2 protein-coding genes are annotated in these 19,672 nt (G+C 72.4%); both read left to right on the top strand.

Annotated features, from left to right (window positions below):
• Positions 1–2,514: SDR family NAD(P)-dependent oxidoreductase (locus ACFVT1_RS38960; RefSeq protein WP_389804987.1), on the top strand; the 2,514-nt coding region annotated here is incomplete at its 5' end.
• A gap of 31 nt (positions 2,515–2,545) precedes the next feature.
• Positions 2,546–19,666: a type I polyketide synthase gene (locus ACFVT1_RS38955; protein ID WP_389804994.1), complete on the top strand. Its 17,121-nt coding sequence runs from the start codon at positions 2,546–2,548 to the stop codon at positions 19,664–19,666.
• Positions 19,667–19,672 lie beyond the last annotated feature (6 nt).

Here is a 19,672-nt window from a genome sequence, read left to right as displayed (position 1 = left end):
GGCCGGGGTGTCCGGGCGCGGCGGATCGCGGTGGACTATGCGTCGCATTCGTCTGTGGTGGAGCGGGTCGAGGAGCGGTTGTTGACGGATTTGGTATCGATCGTTCCGCGGTCGTCGGCTGTTCCGGTGTTCTCTTCGGTGACGGGTGGCGTGATGGACACCGTGGAGTGGGATGCCGGGTACTGGTACCGGAACCTGCGGACGACGGTGCGGTTCGAGGAGGCGCTCACGGCGGCGTTGGATGCCGGTGACCGTGTGGTGCTGGAGGTGAGTCCGCATCCGGTCCTGGTGCCCGCGGTGCAGGACATCGTCGACGAGCGGGAAGGCGCGGTGCCCGTTGCGGGCACGCTGCGGCGCGGCGAAGGATCCCTGCACCGCATGGTCACCGCGGTCGCCCAGGCCTCCACCTGCGGCCTGGTGGTGGACTGGACCAAGGTGTTCGCGGGCCGGGACGCCGTGCGGGTGCCGCTGCCCACGTACGCGTTCCAGCACGAGCGCTACTGGCCCGATCCCGAACCGCTTGCCGCGCCGGTCGCGGTGGATCCGGCCGACGAGCGGTTCTGGGCCTCGGTGGAACAGCAGGACGTGCGGTCAGTGGCCGAGACGCTCGGGCTGGACAGCGGCGTGGTCGCGGCCATGGTGCCGGCGCTGGCGTCGTGGCGCGCCCGCCGCCGGGACGAGCACGCGGCCGACGGCTGGCGTTACCGGGAGACGTGGAAACCACTTGGTGGCAGCCACTTCCAGGTGACCTCCGGACGCCGGCTGGTCGTGGTCCCGGCCGGGAAGAGCGATGACGCCTGGGTGAGTGACGTGGTTGCCGTGCTCGGCGCGGACACTCTCGTGCTGGAGCACAGCGACGATGCGGCGTTGAGGGGCAGGCTGCGGGCCGCGCTCGACGCCGATGTCCCGGTGACCGCCGTGCTGTCCCTCACCGCAGCGCTGGAACCGGACACGACCACCGCGCTCGCGGGCACCATCGCCCTCCTGCGGGCACTGCGCGACACCGGTGCGCCGCCACTGTGGGTGGCGACTCGGGGCGCGGTGTCGGTCGGCGGCCAGGATCCGGTGACGGCTCCGGGGCAGGGCGCCGCGTGGGGCCTGGGCCGCGTTGCCGCGCTGGACCAGCCCGGTTTGTGGGGCGGTCTGATCGACCTGCCCGAGATTCTGGACACGCGCAGCGCGCGCCTGGTCACCGCGGTGATATCGGGCACCTCGGGTGAGGACCAGGTGGCCGTGCGCGCGTCGGGGTTGTTCGGCCGGCGGCTGGTCCACGCGCCGGCACCCCGGTCCCGCGCCGGGTCGTGGACGACCTCGGGGACGGCGCTGATCACCGGTGGCACCGGCGGGCTGGGCGCGTACGTGGCCCGGTGGCTGGTGGAGCGGGGCAGTGACCACGTCGTGCTGGTGAGCCGGCATGGCCCCGACGCCGAGGGCATGAAACAGCTGCGGCTGGAACTGGAGGCCGCCGGCGCCGACGTGACGGTGGTGGCGTGCGACGTGGCCGACCGGGCGGCGCTGGCCGACGTGCTCGCCGCCATTCCCGAAGACCGTCCATTGCGGACCGTCGTGCACGCCGCGGGTGTCGTGGGCGAAACGGCACCACTGCCGTCGATGACCCGGGACCAGCTCGAATGGCCGGTGCGGGTCAAGGTGGACGGCGCACGGCATCTGGACGAGCTGACCCGGGACCTGGACCTCGACGCGTTCGTGCTGTTTTCCTCCGGCGCGGCGGCGTGGGGCAGTGGAGGGCAGGCGGGTTACGCCGCAGGCAACGCCTTCCTCGACGCGCTGGCGCTGCACCGCCGTTCGCAGGGCCGGACCGCGACATCGGTCTCTTGGGGGGCATGGGACCAGGTCGGCATGCTGAGCGGTTCGGGTGTGGCACAACGGGACCAGCTGACCGCACTGGGCGTGGTGCCGATGCGCCCCGAGCTCGCGATCACCGAGTTGGAGCACGCCGTGCGGGAGGGCGAGACCTCGCTCGTGGTCACGGACATGGACTGGGCGCGGTTCGCGCCGGTGTTCACCGCGATGCGACCGAGTGCGCTCCTGTCGGACCTGCCGGAGGTCCGGGCGGCGCTGAACGGTAGCGGGCAGGACGCCGAAGCACCCGGCGGGTGGCGAGGCCGGCTGACCGGTCTGTCCGAGGCGGACCGTGAGCGGGCGGTGCTGGAGCTGGTTCGCGGTTCCGCCGCGGTCGTGCTCGGACACGGCTCGGGCACGCAGGTTCCGCGGGAGAAACCCTTCAGCGAGCTGGGTTTCGACTCGCTGACCGCGGTCGAGCTGCGGAACCTGCTGCAATCGGAATCGGGTGTCGCGCTGCCCGCCAGTGTGGCCTTCGATTATCCGACGGCGGCCCGGCTGGCCCATTACCTCAGCGGCGTCCTGGAGCTGGGTGCGGCTGTGGAAGCCGAAGTCGTCGCGGAGCCGCCGGCACTGCCGGACGAAGACGAGACGGCCCTGCTCGCCGCGAACGCGGACGACCTCATCGACCTCGCGCTGCGCGAAGACTGACCGGAACCGGGAGCTCACGATGACTGCGTCTGTGGACAGGCTGACGGAGGCCCTGCGCGCTTCACTGCTGGCCAACAAAAGGCTGAAGCAGGAGAACAAAGCCCTGACCGAGGCGGCGCACGACCCGGTCGTCCTCGTCGGGATGGCGTGCCGGTTCCCGGGCGGTGTGCGGGGGCCGGAGGACCTGTGGCGGCTGGTCGCGAACGGGGCCGAGGGCATCGGCCCGTTCCCCCTGGACCGAAGCTGGGACCTCGATGCCCTGCTGGGCACCGACGGCCCCGGTTCCGGGATCTCGGCGACGGGCGAGGGCGGGTTCCTCGAGGGGCCGGGTGACTTCGACGCGGCGTTCTTCCGGATGTCGCCGCGGGAGGCGCTGGCGACCGATCCGCAGCAGCGGCTGTTGCTGGAGGTCTCGTGGGAGGCGCTGGAACGCGCCGGGATCGATCCCTCGTCGCTGGCCGGGAGCCGGACCGGGGTGTTCGCCGGCGTCTACCAGTCCGGTTACAACGAGCTTCTCTCGCGTGCCGACGAGCAGTTGCGCGGTCACCAGATCACCGGTGGCGCGCCGAGCGTGATCTCCGGCCGGGTCTCCTACACCCTCGGACTGGAGGGCCCCGCGGTGAGTGTGGACACCGGCTGCTCCTCGTCCCTGGTCTCGATGCACCTGGCCGCCCAGGCACTGAGGGCGGGGGAGTGCACGCTGGCGCTGGCCGGCGGGGTCGCGGTGATGGCCGCGTCCGACGCGTTCGTCGGGTTCACGGCGCAGGGCGGCCTCGCCACCGACGGCCGGTGCAAGTCCTTCGCCGACGCCGCCGACGGCACGGGATGGTCGGAGGGTGTCGGGATCGTGGTGATGGAGCGGCTGTCCGCCGCCCGCCGCCATGGCCATGAGGTGCTGGCGGTGTTCCGTTCGAGCGCGATCAACCAGGACGGTGCCTCCAACGGCCTGACCGCGCCGAACGGGCCGTCGCAGCAACGCGTGATCCGGCAGGCGCTGACCGCCGCCGGTCTGTCCGCTTCGGACATCGACGCGGTGGAAGCCCACGGCACAGGGACGAGGCTGGGTGACCCGATCGAGGCGCAGGCGCTGCTGGCGACCTACGGTCAGGACCGCCCCGAGGGACGGCCGCTGTGGCTCGGCTCGCTGAAGTCCAACATCGGCCACACCCAGGCGGCCGCCGGTGTCGGTGGCGTGATCAAGATGGTCATGGCGCTGCGGCACGGAGTGCTGCCGAAAACGCTGCACGTGGACGCGCCGACCACGCAGGTCGACTGGGCGCAAGGCGACGTCCGGCTGCTGACGGAGTCGATGCCGTGGCCGGACACAGACCACCCTCGGCGGGCCGGGGTGTCCTCGTTCGGCGTCAGCGGCACCAATGCGCATGTGATCCTCGAAGCGCCCACCGACGCCGGCTCGCCCGCCGCGGCCCCGTCCGGCCCCGGTGTTTTCGGCGCCACAGGCGTGGTGCCGTGGATTCTGTCGGGGAAGACCGAAGACGCCGTGCGCGCTCAGGCGGCGAAATTGCTGGCGCATCTGGAAGCGGATCCGGCGCCGGGTCCGGTCGACGTGGGTTGGTCGCTGGTCACCACGCGGGCGATGTTCGAGCACCGCGCCGTGCTGCTGGGCACCGAGCGCGACGAACTGCTGACCGGGCTGAGGGCTGTAGCGTCCGGTGAATCCGCTCCGGGCACGACGCTGGGCGCAGCGGCCGAGGACAACCAACTGGGCGTGTTGTTGACGGGGCAGGGTGCGCAGCGGGTGGGGATGGCGCGTGGGCTCTATGGGGAGTCGCCGGTGTTCGCGGCGGCGTTGGACGGGGTTCTCGCGGAGTTGGATCCGTTGCTGAGTCGGCCGTTGCGTGAGGTGATGTGGGGCGACGACGTCGAGTTGATCCACGAGACGGGGTGGGCGCAGCCTGCGTTGTTCGCGGTCGAGGCGGCGTTGTTCGAGGTGCTGCGGGCGTTCGGGATGATCCCGGACTATCTGCTGGGACATTCGATCGGTGAGGTTACGGCGGCTTACGTCGCCGGGGTGTGGTCGTTGGCCGATGCGTGTCGGGTGGTGGCGGCGCGGGCGCGGTTGATGCAGGCGCTGCCTTCGGGCGGGGCGATGGCAGCGATTTCGTTGCCGGAGGCCGAAGTTGTCGAGTTGCTGCCGGAGAGCGTGTCGGTCGCGGCGGTCAACACCGCGGATTCGGTGGTGATCTCCGGTCCGCGCGAAGCCGTGGACGGTGTCGTCGAGGTCGTGTCCGGGCAGGGACATCGGGTGTCGCGGCTGCGGGTGTCGCACGCGTTCCATTCGTCGTTGATGGAGCCGATGCTGGCGGAGTTCCAGCAGGTTCTGGAGTCGGTGAGCTTCGCGCCGCCGCGGATTCCGGTGGTGTCGAACCTGACCGGGGTCCGGGCGACGGCTGAGCAGTTGTGCTCGCCGGAGTACTGGGTGCGGCAGGTGCGGTCGGCGGTGCGCTTCGCCGACGGCGTGCGGTGGCTGGGCGAACAGGGTGTGACGGCGCTGGTCGAGCTCGGGCCGGACGGTGTGCTGTCGGGCCTGGCGCGGCAGAGCTGCCCGCCGGAGACGGTCGTCGTGCCGTTGCTGCGCCGCGAACAGGGTGACGTGCCGACCCTGGCGTCGGCGTTGGCCCACCTGTGCGCGCAGGGCGTCGAAGTGGACTGGGCCACGCTGTTCGCCGGCCGTGACATCACGCGGGTGCCGCTGCCGACCTACGCCTTCCAGCACCAGCGGTACTGGCACACCTCCAGCGGTTCGGCCGACGTGTCGGCGGTCGGCCTGACGGCAGCGGAGCATCCGCTGCTGGGGGCGATGCTGCCGTTGCCACAGACGGACGGGCTCGTGTTCACCAGCCGGCTCTCGGTGCGCACCCACCCCTGGTTCGCGGATCACATGGTGCGTGGTGCCGTGGTGTTCCCCGGTGCCGGTCTCGTGGAGCTGGTCATCCGAGCCGGCGACAGCGCCGGCTGTGACCGGCTCGACGAGCTGGTGCTGGAGACTCCGCTCGTCCTGCCCGCGCAAGGCGGAGCTCAGCTTCAGGTCGTCGTCGGCGAGGACGATGCGCACCGGCGCGCTGTCGCGGTGTACGCCCGGCCGGACGGCGAAGAGACCTGGACCCGGCACGCCACAGGCACCGTGAGTTCGGCCGCGACCGGGCCCGCGGACGACGCTCTGTTCGACGTGCTCGGTCGGCAGTGGCCCCCGGCGGGCGCGGTGCCACTGGACACCGAGCGGTTCTATGAGCGGCTCGGCGGCGGTGAGTTCGCCTACGGACCGGCGTTCCGGGGTCTGCACGAGGCATGGCGGGACGGCGACCGGATCCTCGCCGAGATCGAGCTGCCCGAGCCCGGCCGCGGTTCGGCGGAGTCGTTCGGAATCCACCCCGCTCTGCTGGATGCGGCATTGCACGCGATGGCCTTCGCGGACCTGGAGTCGGCCGGGGTCGGCTGGCTGCCGTTCAGCTTCGCCGACGTCGTGCTGCGGGCCTCGGGCGCCTCGCGGTTGCGGGTGGCGCTGACCCGGACGGGTTCGGACGAGGTCACCATCGCGGTCGCGGACGACACCGGGGCGCCCGTGCTGTCCGTCGGGTCGCTCGCCGTGCGGCCGCTGGCCGCCGGCAGCCTCGCCGCCGGTGATGTCGGCACTCTGCTGAAGCCGGAGTGGACCGCGATCACCGGCACCGCCGCCGCGGTGGACGAGTGGCTGGTCGCGGATTCCGCCGACGTGACCGCCGTGGCGGCCGGAGCCGAGCCCCAGGCGGTGGTGCTGGCGGTTTCCGGCGACCCGGAGGCAGTGGTCGCTTCCACACACGAGCTGACGGGCCACGTGCTGCGGCAACTGCAGCAGTGGCTGTCGGACGACCGGTTCGCCTCGATCCCGCTGGTGGTCGCGACCTCGGGTGCGATCGCCGCGGAGCGGGAGCCGGTGCGCGACCTGGCCGCCGCGGCGGTGTGGGGCCTGGTGCGGTCGGCGCAGACGGAGCACCCCGGCCGCTTCGTCCTGCTCGACGCCGACTGCGCCGTGGACGCCGACGTGCTGGGTCAGGTCCTGGCCGCCGACGAGCCGCAGCTCGCGGTGCGGAAAGGGCAGCTCCTCGCGGCCCGGCTGACGAGAACCGGACCGGCCGACGAGCTGGCCGCGCCGCGGGACAGGCCGTGGCGGCTGGAGTCCACCGAGAAGGGCATGCTGGAGAACCTCGCGTTGCTGCCGTGCCCCGAAGCGGCTGAGCCGCTGGAGAGCGGGCAGGTCCGGATCCGGGTGCACGCGGCCGGCCTGAACTTTCGCGATGTGCTCAACGCGCTGGGGATGTACCCCGGCAAGGCGGGACCGCTGGGCGGCGAGGCGGCGGGCGTGGTCACCGAGATCGGCACCGGTGTGACCGGCCTGCGCGTGGGCGACCGCGTGATGGGCCTGGTCCCCGGCGGGTTCGGGCGCGTCGCGGTGACCGATCACCGGCTCCTGACGGTGGTGCCGGACGGATGGTCGTTCACCACGGCCGCCTCCGTGCCGATCGCGTTCCTCACGGCCTACTACGGCCTGGCCGATCTCGCGGGTCTTCGCACCGGAGAGTCGGTCCTGGTGCACGCGGGTGCCGGTGGTGTGGGTCTGGCGGCGATCCAGGTCGCGCGGCACCTCGGTGCGGAGGTCTACACCACTGCGAGCGAGGGCAAGTGGGACGTCCTGCGTGAGTGGGGTGTTCGGCCGGAACGCCTCGCGTCCTCGCGGGATCTGGGCTTTCGCGAGGCTTTCCGCACCGCCACCGCCGGACGGGGCGTCGACGTCGTGCTCAACTCCCTGGCGGGGGAGTTCGTGGACGCCTCGCTGGACGTGCTCGCGTCCGGCGGCCGGTTCGTGGAGATGGGCAAGACCGACGTCCGCTCGGCCGAGAGCCTCACGGACCGGTACCCCGGCCGGAGCTACCACGCCTTCGACCTGAGCGACGCCGGCGCCGAGCGCGTCCAGCGCATGCTGCGGGAACTCGTCGACCTGTTCGAAGCCGGCGTCCTGCGGCCGCTGCCGGTGACCACGTGGGACGTGCGGCAGGCGCCGGAGGCGTTCCGGTTCATGAGCCAGGCCAGGCACGTCGGCAAGTTGGTACTGACCGTGCCGCACGGGCCGGACGCCGCGGGCACCGTGGTGATCACTGGTGGCACCGGCGCTCTGGGCGCTGTGGTGGCGCGGCATCTGGTCGGCGAGCACGGTGTCCGGCACCTGATGCTGCTGAGCCGCCGTGGCCCGGATGCCCCGGGAGCAGCGGAGCTGGTGGCCGAGCTGGCCCGCCACGGCGCCGAGGTCACGGTGGCCGCGTGCGACGTGACGGATCGGCGGGCGTTGGCGGACGCGCTCGCGTCCGTCACCCCGGAGCATCCGCTGACCGGGGTGGTGCACACAGCGGGGGTGGTCGACGACGGGGTGCTCGGCTCCCTGTCACAGGACCAGGTGGACCGGGTCCTGTCGCCGAAGGTCGACGCGGCCTGGCACCTGCACGAGCTGACCCGGGACCTGGATCTGTCGCTGTTCCTGGTGTTCTCGTCGCTCAGCGGGGTGCTCGGCAGCGGCGGCCAGGCGAACTACGCGGCGGGCAACTCGTTCCTGGACGCACTGATGCAGCGGCGGCGGGACCTCGGGCTGCCCGGACTGTCGATGGCGTGGGGGCCGTGGACCACCGAGATCGGCATGGCCGGCGCCTTGTCGCGGACCGACCTCCAGCGGCTCGCGCGTTCGGCGATGCCACCACTGACCACGGAGCAGGGCATGGACCTGTTCGACCGGGCGGCGCGTTCCGCGCAGCCGGTACTGGGACTCGCCCGCCTGAATCTGCCGGCACTGCGCAAGCAGCAGGACCTGCCCGTGTGGCGCACGCTGGCGGGCGGGCGCAGGCGCGCCGCGAACCGCCGCTCCACCGGCAGGGGACTGGGCGGGCAGCTCGCGTCGATGTCCACAGCGGACCGTGAGCGGGCGCTGGCCGAGCTGGTCCGCGAGTCCACCGCCACGGTGCTGGGACACAGCTCGGGTGCCGGGATCGATCCGGCCCGGCTCTTCAGCGACCTGGGGTTCGACTCGCTGACCGCCGTCGAGCTGCGGAACCTGATCCAGGCCAGGACCGGGATCGCCCTGGTGGCCGGCGTGGTGTTCGACCACCCGACCGTCACCCGGCTCGCCGGGCACCTGGCGGACCGGTTCGGCGACTCGCGCACGACGGGGCCGACCGCCGTGCCGGAGCCGGTGTCCGGGTCCGCCGACCCGATCGTGCTGGTCGGGATGGCGTGCCGGCTCCCGGGCGGGGTCACGGGTCCGGACGACCTCTGGCGGCTCGTCAGTGAGGCGGGGGACGGGATCGGCCCGTTCCCGGTCGATCGCGGCTGGGACCTGAACGAGCTGGTGGGCCCGGACAGGACCGGTATGTCGGCCACCGGCGAGGGCGGCTTCCTCACGGGCGCCGACGAGTTCGACGCGCCGTTCTTCCGGATCTCGCCCCGCGAGGCGGTGGCGACGGACCCGCAGCAGCGGTTGCTGCTGGAGGTCTCGTGGGAGGCGCTCGAGCAGGCGGGCATCCTCCCGGAAACGCTGGCGGGCAGCCGGACGGGGGTGTTCACCGGCGCCTACCAGATGGGCTACGGCGAACTGGTCGCCCGTTCCGACGACCAGCTGCGGGGACACCAGATCACCGGCGGCGCGACAAGCGTGATCTCGGGCCGGGTCGCCTACACGCTCGGTCTTGAGGGGCCGGCGGTGAGCGTGGACACGGCGTGCTCCTCGTCACTGGTCGCCATGCACCTGGCGGCGCAGGCTCTGCGCGCCGGTGAGTGCTCACTCGCGCTCGCCGGTGGTGTCACGGTGATGGCCACGCCGGAGGCGTTCGTCGGGTTCACGATGCAGGGCGGGCTGTCCGCGGACGGTCGGTGCAGGTCCTTCGCCGAGACCGCGAACGGGACCGGCTGGTCCGAAGGCGTGGGCGTGGTGGTGATGGAGCGGCTGTCGGACGCCCGCCGCAACGGTCATGAGGTGCTCGCGGTTTTCCGTTCGAGCGCGGTGAATCAGGACGGTGCGTCGAACGGTTTGACGGCGCCGAACGGTCCGTCTCAGCAGCGGGTGATCCGGCAGGCGCTCGCCGCGGCCGGCCTGTCCGCTTCGGACGTGGACGTGGTCGAGGCGCACGGCACCGGGACGCGGCTGGGTGATCCGATCGAGGCCGACGCGCTGCTGGCGACGTACGGTCAGGATCGGCCGGAAGACCGTCCGTTGTGGCTGGGCTCGTTGAAGTCGAACATCGGGCACGCGCAGGCGGCCGCGGGTGTCGCGGGTGTGATCAAGATGGTGTTGGCGCTGCGCCACGGAGTGCTGCCGAAGACCCTGCACGCCGAGCGGCCGACCACGCAGGTGGACTGGGCGCGGGGCGACGTGCGGCTGCTGACCGACGCCGTCCCGTGGCAGGAGAACGGGCATCCGCGCCGGGCCGGGGTGTCGTCGTTCGGCGTCAGCGGCACGAACGCCCACGTCATCCTTGAGGCCCCGGCCGAAACCGGCGCGCCGCACGAGGCCGCGCCGGGTACCGGTGTGGTCGGTGCCGGCGGTGTGGTGCCGTGGGTGCTGTCGGGCCGGTCGGACGAGGCGGTGCGGGCGCAGGCCGCCCGGTTGCTGGAGTACGTGGAGGGCGCTCCCTCGGTGCGTCCCGTCGACGTGGGCTGGTCGCTGGTCACCTCGCGTACCGCGTTCGACCACCGGGCCGTGGTGGTGGGCGGCGACCGGGAGGAGCTGATCAGCGGAATGCGTGCGGTCGCCGGCGGTGCGCCCGGTGTCGTGCAGGGCACGGCTCGGAGCGGGCACCGGCTGGGTGCGCTGTTCACGGGGCAGGGTGCGCAGCGGGTCGGCATGGTGCGTGGGCTCTACGAGGAGTCGCCGGTGTTCGTAGCGGCGTTGGACGAGGTCTGTGCGGAGCTGGATCCGTTGTTGGACCGGCCGTTGTGTGAGGTGATGTGGGGCGAGGACGCGGAGCTGATCAACGAGACGGGGTGGGCGCAGCCGGCGTTGTTCGCGGTCGAGGCGGCGTTGTTCGAGGTGCTGCGCGCGTTCGGCGTGACCCCTGGCTATCTGCTGGGACATTCGATCGGTGAGGTCACGGCGGCTTACGTCGCCGGGGTGTGGTCGTTGGCCGATGCGTGCCGGGTGGTGGCGGCGCGGGCGCGGTTGATGCAGGCGCTGCCGTCCGGCGGGGCGATGGCCGCGGTCGGGATGTCCGAGGCGGAGATCGCCGGACTGCTGCCGGAGACAGTGTCGGTGGCGGCGGTCAACACCGCGGATTCGGTCGTGGTGTCGGGGCCGCAGGCCGATGTCGACCAGGTGCTGAGCCTGGCTGCGGAGTGCGATGCCCGGGTGTCGCGGCTGCGGGTGTCGCACGCGTTCCACTCGTCGTTGATGGATCCGATGCTGGACAAGTTCCGACGGGTTTTGGAGTCGGTGTGCTTCGAGTCACCGCGGATTCCGGTGGTGTCGAACGTGACGGGGGTGCGGGCGTCCGACGAAGAGCTGTGTTCGCCGGAGTACTGGGTGCGGCAGGTGCGGTCGGCGGTGCGCTTCGCCGACGGCGTGCGGTGGCTGGGCGAGCAGGGTGTCACCACGATGGTCGAGCTGGGCCCGGATGGTGCGCTCTCCGGGTTGGCGCAGGACAGTTCGGCTGTGGCCGCCGTGCCGATGCTGCGTCGGCAGAAGTTCGGCGGGCAGTGCGACTCGGGCCTGGTGCTGTCGGCGATCGGGCAGTTGTCTGCCCACGGTGTGGCAGTGGACTGGACTACGGCGTTCGCCGGTCGTGGCGCTGTCCGGGTTCCACTGCCGACGTACGCCTTTCAGCACCAGCGGTACTGGCCCGACACGGTGCGGGCCGCCCGGGAACCGTCCGAGGACCAGGCGGACCGGCGGTTCTGGGCGTCGGTCGAACACCAGGACGTGCAAGGCCTGGCCGCGACGCTGGGACTCGACGGCGGTGTCGTGGCGCCGGTCGTGCCCGCGCTGGCTTCGTGGCGGGCCCGCCGGCACGAACAGTCCCTTGTGAACGGCTGGCGCTACCGCGAGGTGTGGAAACGGCTGGCCGTCGCGGGAGCGCCGACGACCGGACAGTGGTTGGTCGTGGTCCCGGAAGGCGCGCGCGACGACGCCTGGGCGGCGGAGGTGGCGCACGCCCTGGGCGCGAGCACACTCGTGCTCGACCACAGCGGGGCCGAGCTGACCGAGCGGCTGAAGGAAGCCGGTGAGTCCGCTGCCGGAGTGACCGGTGTGGTGTCGTTGGCCGCCGTCCTGGAGCCGGGCATTACCGCCGGACTGGCGGCGACGACCTCGTTGCTGCGAGCCGTGCTGGACAGCGGCCTCGCCGCCCGGATCTGGGTGGTGACCCGCGGCGCGATGTCCGTCGGGCCCCACGACCCGGTGATCGCCCCGGCACAGGGCGGGGTGTGGGGCCTGGGCCGGGTCGCTGCACTTGAACTGCCCGCGCTGTGGGGCGGGCTGGCTGATCTGCCCGAGGTGCTCGACCCGCGCAGCGCGCGCTGGCTGGCCGCCGCACTGCCGGGGACGACCGGCGAGGACCAGATCGCGGTGCGTTCGGCAGGTGTGTTCGGTCGCCGGCTCGTTCACGCGCCGGTGGCCGGATCCGGTGCGCCGTCGTGGACGACGTCCGGGACGGCGCTGGTCACCGGGGGCACCGGTGAGCTGGGTGCGTACGCGGCGCGATGGCTGGTCGAGCGCGGCGCGGAGCACGTCGTGCTCGTGAGCCGCCGTGGTCTCGACGCCGAGGGCGCGGACGCGCTGCGGCTGGAGCTGGAGGTCGCCGGCGCCCGGGTCACCGTCGCCGCTTGCGACGTGACGGACCGGCAAGCGCTGGCCGAGGTGATGGCGGGCATCCCGGAGGAGTGGCCACTGCGGACTGTCGTGCACGCGGCCGGTGTCGTGAGCGAAGACTGTGCGCTCACCTCGGCGACCGCCGACGACCTCGACCAGCAGGTACGGGCCAAGGTCCACGGCGCGCACAACTTGGATGAGTTCACCCGCGAGCTGGAGCTCGACGCGTTCGTGCTGTTCTGCTCCGGTGCAGGCGTCTGGGGCAGCGGCGGGCAGGCCGGATTCGCGGCGGCCAACGCGTACCTGGACTCGCTGGCCCGCCACCGCAGGGCGGCGGGACGCACCGCAACCGCGATCGCGTGGGGTTCGTGGGACCAGGTCGGGGCGCTGAGCGATCCAGGTGCCGCGCAACGCGAGCAGCTCCGCCTGCTCGGGGTCGTGCCGATGCGGCCTGAGCTGGCAGTCGCCGCGTTGCAGCGTGCGGTGCACGACGACGAGACCGCGATCGTCATCGCGGACCTGGACTGGGCGCGGTTCGCGCCCGTGTTCACCGCGGCGCGGTCGAGCGCCTTGCTGTCCGGGCTCCCGGAGGCCGAAGCGGCACTGACCACAACGCGGGACGACACCGCGATCTCCGGAGAACTGCGGGACCGGCTCGCCGGACTGTCCGAGGCGGACCGCCGAGAGGTGCTGCTCGGCCTCGTCCGTGACTCGTCCGCGGCCGTGCTGGGCCACGGGTCGAGCGCGGAGATCGAGAGCGACCAGCCGTTCAGCGAGCTGGGCTTCGACTCGCTGACGGCGGTGGAGCTGCGCAACCGGTTGCAGGCGGCGACCGGGGTCGCGCTGCCCGCGAGCCTGGTGTTCGACTACCCCACAGCGAATCGCCTCGTGGACCACCTCGCCGGCCGGTTCGGCGTGACGGAATCGGCCCAACCGTCGGTCGTGCCGGCGTCGGTGCCGGTCGCCGACGATCCGATCGTGCTGGTGGGCATGGCGTGCCGGTTCCCGGGCGGGGTGTCGAGCCCGGATGCGCTCTGGCGGCTGGTGGCCGACGGGGCGGACGGCATCACGCCGTTCCCGGTCGACCGTGGCTGGGACCTGGACACGCTGGTGGGCACGGACAGTCCCGGCTCCGGGACGTCGGCGACGGGTGAGGGCGGATTCCTCGACGAGGTCGCCGACTTCGACGCGGCGTTCTTCCGGATCTCCCCGCGGGAGGCGCTGGCCACGGATCCGCAGCAGCGGCTGCTGCTCGAAGTGTCCTGGGAGGCGTTGGAGCAGGCGGGAATCGATCCGACCTCGCTGGCGGGCAGCCCGACCGGGGTGTTCGCCGGCGCCTACCAGTCCGGGTATCTCGAGCTGGTTTCCCGGGCCGACGAGCAGCTGCGGGGCCATGCGCTCACCGGTGGTGCGGGCAGTGTGATCTCCGGGCGGATCGCCTACACGCTGGGCTTGGAAGGTCCCGCGGTGAGTGTGGACACGGCGTGTTCCTCGTCGCTGGTGGCAATGCACCTGGCGGCGCAGGCATTGCGCGCCGGCGAGTGCTCACTGGCGTTGGCCGGCGGGGTGACGGTCATGGCGGCGGCGGACACCTTCGTCGGGTTCAGCATCCAGGGCGGCCTGGCCGTGGACGGCCGATGCAAGTCGTTCTCGGACGACGCGGACGGTACCGGGTGGTCCGAGGGTGTCGGTGTGGTGGTGCTGGAGCGGATGTCGGACGCGCGCCGTAACGGTCACGAGGTGCTGGCGGTGCTGCGGTCGAGTGCGGTGAATCAGGACGGTGCGTCGAACGGTTTGACGGCGCCGAACGGGCCGTCACAGCAACGCGTGATCCGCCAGGCGTTGGCTGCGGCCGGTCTGTCCGCTTCGGACGTGGACGTGGTCGAGGCGCACGGCACCGGGACGAAGCTGGGTGATCCGATCGAGGCGCAGGCGGTACTGGCGACCTACGGTCAGGACCGGCCAGAGGATCAGCCGTTGTGGCTGGGCTCGTTGAAGTCGAACATCGGGCACATGCAGGCCGCCGCAGGAGTGGGCGGTGTGATCAAGATGGTGCTGGCGCTGCGGCACGGCGTGTTGCCGAAGACGCTCCACCTCGCCGAGCCGACCAGCCAGGTGGACTGGTCCGAGGGCAACGTGCGGCTGCTCGCCGAGGCGATGCCGTGGCCGGAGCACGACCATCCGCGCCGGGCCGGGGTGTCCTCGTTCGGCGTGAGCGGGACCAACGCACACCTGATCCTCGAAGCCCCCGCCGACTCGCCCGCGCACCCGGCCGCCGCCGGCGCCGACGGGGTGGTGCCCTGGGTGCTCTCGGGCAGGACCGAGGAAGCGGTGCGGGCGCAGGTGGAGCGACTACTGGAGTTCGTCGAGGCGGATCCCGCACTGCGTCCGGTGGACGTCGGGCACTCGCTCGTCGGCTCGAGGGCCGCGTTCGACCATCGGGTCGTCGTGGTGGGCGGTGATCGGGACGAACTCGTCGCCGGGCTGCGCGCCGCTGCTGCCGGTGAGCCCGCGCCGGCCGTGGTGCGGGGGACCGCGCGGACCGGGAACCAGGCCGTGTTCGTGTTCCCCGGCCAAGGCGCGCAGTGGCTCGGCATGGCGCAGGACCTGTACACGGAGTCCCCGGTGTTCGCCGAGTCGATGTGGGAGTGCGCGAGGGCCTTGGATCCGTTCGTGGACTGGTCGCTGGAGCAGGCGCTCGGTGACGAGGCGGCGTTGGAGCGCGTGGATGTGGTGCAGCCGGTGCTGTGGGCGGTGATGGTGTCGCTGGCCGCGGTGTGGCGGTCGTTCGGCGTCGAGCCCGCGGCCGTGGTGGGCCACTCCCAGGGCGAGATCGCGGCGGCGTGTGTGGCTGGTGGTTTGTCGCTGGCGGATGGGGCGCGGGTGGTGGCGTTGCGCAGCCGGGCGATCGCGGACACACTCGCCGGGGGCGGCGGGATGGTGGCCCTGCCGTTGTCCGCTGCCCGTGCCGAGGAGCTGCTCGCGGAGCGGCCGGGAATCTCGGTGGCGGCGGTCAACGGGCCCGCGTCGGTCGTCGTCGCCGGAGGCGCGGAGGCCATGGACCGGCTGTTGGCCGACTGCCGGGACGAGGAGATCCAGGCGCGCAGGATCGCCGTCGACTACGCCTCGCACTCGTCGTCGGTGGAGCGGATCGAGCAGCGGTTGCTGACCGATCTCGCGCCGATCACGCCGGAGTCTTCCGCGATCCCGGTCTACTCCTCGGTGACCGGCGAGGTGACGGACACGGCCGGCTGGGACGCCGGGTACTGGTACCGGAACCTGCGCAACACCGTGCGGTTCGAGGAAGCGCTCTCCGCGGCGCTGGCGGCCGGGTACGGCGCGGTGATCGAGGTGAGTCCGCATCCGGTGCTGGTGCCCGCGGTGCAGGACATCGTCGACGAGCGCGGGGCCGCGGTGGCTGTGGTGGGCACGTTGCGCCGCGACGAAGGGACTCCACAGCGGATGGTGCTCGCGGTGGCGCAGGCATATGCGCACGGTGTGGCAGTGGACTGGACCCCTGCGTTCACCGGCCGGGGTGCGGCGCGGGTCGCGTTGCCGACGTACGCGTTCCAGCACCAGCGGTACTGGCCCGAGCTCGCGAGTGGCCCGGCCGACGTGTCGGCGGCGGGGCTGACCGCCGCGGAGCATCCGCTGCTGGGCGCGGTGGTGCCTTCGCCCGACTCGGACGCGGTGGTGTTCACCAGCCGCCTGTCGGTGCGGACGCACCCGTGGTTGGCTGATCACGCGGTGCGGGAGTCGGTGGTGTTCCCGGGAACCGGTTTTGTGGAGCTCGTCATCCGGGCCGGCGACAGCGTCGGGTGCGACCGCCTCGACGAGCTGGTCCTGGAGGCGCCGCTGGTGCTGCCCGCCCACGGCGGCGTGCAGATGCAGGTGGTGGTCGGCGACAGCGAGGACGAGGCGCTGCGGCGGAGTGTGGCCGTCTACGCGCGCCCCGACGGAGAAGATGCCTGGATCCGCCACGCCACCGGGTTCGTGGGCGCCGTCCCGCCGGGAGGCGGTGGACACGACCTGTTCGGCATCCTCGAGCGGACCTGGCCTCCGGCCGGCGTGACACACGTGGACACCGAGGGGTTCTACGAGCAGCTGCGCGAAGGCGGTTTCCTCCGGTACGGCCCCGTTTTCCAGGGGCTGCGCCGGGTCTGGCGGAGCGATGACCAGATCTTCGCCGAGGTCGAGCTGCCCGAGTCCGCACGCGATTCGGCCGAGTCGTTCGGGATCCACCCGGCGCTGCTCGACGCCGCGCAGCACGCCACGGCCTTCGCGGAGCTGGGCTCCGCCGGGACCGGCGGGCTGCCATTCAGCTTCGGCGGCGTCGTGCTCCGCGCCTCGGGTGCGGCACAGCTGCGGGTGGCGCTGACGCGGACGGGTCCGGACGAGGTCACGATCGCGGTCGCCGACAGCACCGGGGCGCCGGTGCTCTCGGTCGGCTCGATGACGGTGCGGCCGGTGTCGGCCGGCGAGCTCGGCGCCGGCACCGGTGACCGGACACTGCTGAGGACGGAGTGGGTCGACGCCACCCTCTCGGCCGGGGCTTCGCCGGCGCATTGGCTGGCCGTCGGTCGGACCGGCGAGGACCACACCGGAATGGAAGCGGCTGCCGCGGCTCTCGACGACGGCCTGCCGACGCCGGACGCGGTCGTGCTGGCCGTTTCCGGTGACGCGGACCGGGTGGTCGAGTCCACGCACGAGCTGAGCGGCTGGGTGCTGCGCCAGCTGCAGTACTGGCTGAGCCAGGACCGCTTCGAGTCGATCCCGCTGGTGGTGACGACGCGGGGCGCGATCGCCGCGCAGCCTGGCGAAACGGTGCCGGACCTGGCTGCCGCCGCGGCGTGGGGACTGGTGCGCTCGGCGCAGACCGAGAATCCCGGCCGGATCGTGCTGCTCGACACCGGCCCGGGCAGCACGCTCGACGCCGGGGTACTGGGCCGGGTCCTGGCGGCGGACGAGCCGCAACTGGCGCTGCGCGACGGGCAGCTCCTCGCGGGTCGGCTCACCAGGGTCGGCCCGGCCGACGAGCTCGCGATGCCGCCGGACACCCCGTGGCGGCTCGACTCGACGGGCAAGGGTGCGCTGGAGAACCTGGCCCTGCTGCCGTGCCCCGAGACCGAGGATCCCTTGGCCTCCGGGCAGGTTCGCATCCGGGTCCACGCGGCGGGCCTGAACTTCCGGGACGTGCTCAACGCGCTGGACATGGTGCACGACGCGCGTGCGGAGGGCCCGCTGGGCGGCGAGGTCGCGGGTGTGGTCACCGAGGTCGGCCCCGGTGTGTCCGATCTGCGGGCCGGCGACCGGGTCATGGGCCTCGTCTCGGGGGCGTTCGGCCCGATGGCCGTCACGGACCGGCGGTTCCTGGCCGAGGTGCCGACGGGCTGGTCGTTCGTGACCGCGGGGTCGGTGCCGATCGTGTTCCTGACCGCCTTCTACGGCCTGGTGGATCTTGCCGGGCTGGGCCCCGGTGAGTCGGTCCTGGTGCACGCCGGCGCCGGCGGTGTCGGCCTGGCGGCGATCCAGCTCGCACGGCACCGGGGGGCGGAGGTCTACGCCACGGCGAGTGAGGGCAAGTGGAGTGTCCTGCGGGAGTGGGGAGTCCCGGCCGAGCGGCTGGCCTCTTCGCGCGATCTCGGCTTCCGCGAGACCTTCCGGGACGCGGGTGTGAACGTCGTCCTGAACTCGCTCGCGGGGGAGTTCGTGGACGCGTCGCTCGACATTCTGGCTCCGGGTGGGCGGTTCCTGGAGATGGGCAAGACCGACATCCGATCGCCGGAGGACTTCCGCGACCGGCCGGTGAGTTACCACGCCTTCGACCTGATGGACGCGGGCGCCGACCGGATCCAGGAGATGCTGCGGGAGCTGGTGACACTGTTCGAGGCCGGCGCGTTGCGGCCGCTGCCGGTCACGGGCTGGGATGTGCGCCGGGCACCGGAAGCGTTCCGGTTCATGAGCCAGGCCAAACACGTCGGCAAGCTCGTCCTGACCGTCCCGCAGGACCTCGACGGCGCGGGCACCGTCCTGCTGACCGGCGGGACCGGTGGCCTGGGCGGTGTGCTCGCCCGCCACCTCGTTGCCGAGCGCGGCGTCCGGCACCTGCTGCTGCTCAGCCGCCGTGGCGCCAACGCCCCTGGGGCTGCGGACCTGGTCGAGGAGTTGACGGCGCAGGGCGCGGAGGTGACCGTCGCGGCGTGTGACGTGACCGATCGGCAGGCACTGGCCGGGGTGCTCGCCTCGGTGTCGCCGGAGCATCCGCTCACCGGTGTGGTGCACGCCGCCGGCGTCCTCGACGACGGGGTGCTCGGGGCGCAGTCGCAGGGCCGGCTGGACCGGGTGCTGGCGCCGAAGGTGGACGCGGCGTGGCACCTGCACGAACTGACCCGGGACCTGGATCTCTCGCTGTTCGCGGTGTTCTCCTCCGTCGCCGGGCAACTGGGCAACCCGGGACAGGCCAACTATGTCGCAGCCAACGTGTTCCTGGACGCCTTGATGCAGCGGCGCCGCCGCGAGGGCCTGCCCGGGCTCTCGATGGCCTGGGGCGCATGGACCACCGAGATCGGCATGGTCGGTTCGCTGTCGAGGACCGACCTGCGCCGCATCACGCGGTCGCCGATGCCGCCGTTGTCGGCTCCGCAGGGCATGGACCTGTTCGACCGGGCCGTCGCCACCGGTTTCCCCCTGCTGGTGTTGACCCGGCTGAACATGCGCGCTCTGCGTGCCCAGCACGACCTCGCGCCCCTGTGGCGGTCGCTGGCGGGCGGAGCGCTGCGGCGAGCCGCCGACAACACGCGCCACGGGCGGGACGAACTGCGGCAGCGGCTGGCGGCACTGCCCGGTGTGGACCGTGAGGAGCTGCTGACTGAGCTGGTCGGCGAAACCGCCGCGGCTGTGCTGGGCCACGGCTCGGGCGTGCGGATCGATGCGGAACGGCCCTTCAGCGAGCTGGGTTTCGACTCGCTGACGGCCGTCGAATTGCGCAACCTGCTGAAGGCCAAGACCGGTGCCGTGCTGCCCGCCAGCGTCGTTTTCGACTATCCGACCGTCGCGCGGCTGGCGCGCTACGTGGGCACGTTCTTCGGTGAGGCCGAGGTTCCCGAACCGGCGGAGGTGTCGGAGGCGGCGGTGCGCGCGGCGCTCGGCTCGATCCCGCTGGCGAAGCTGCGGAAGGCCCGGCTGCTGGACGCGTTGCTCGAACTGGCCCGCGACGGCGACGAACCTGCGGTCGACCGGCGAGAAGAGGAAGAACTCCTGCTCGCGGCGGATGTCGGCGACCTCGTCGACATCGCGCTGCGGGCCGAATGACCGGAG

Source organism: Streptomyces sp. NPDC057963 (assembly GCF_042887155.1).
GTDB lineage: Bacteria > Actinomycetota > Actinomycetes > Streptomycetales > Streptomycetaceae > Streptomyces.
This window is presented reverse-complemented; position numbering and strand designations above follow the sequence as displayed.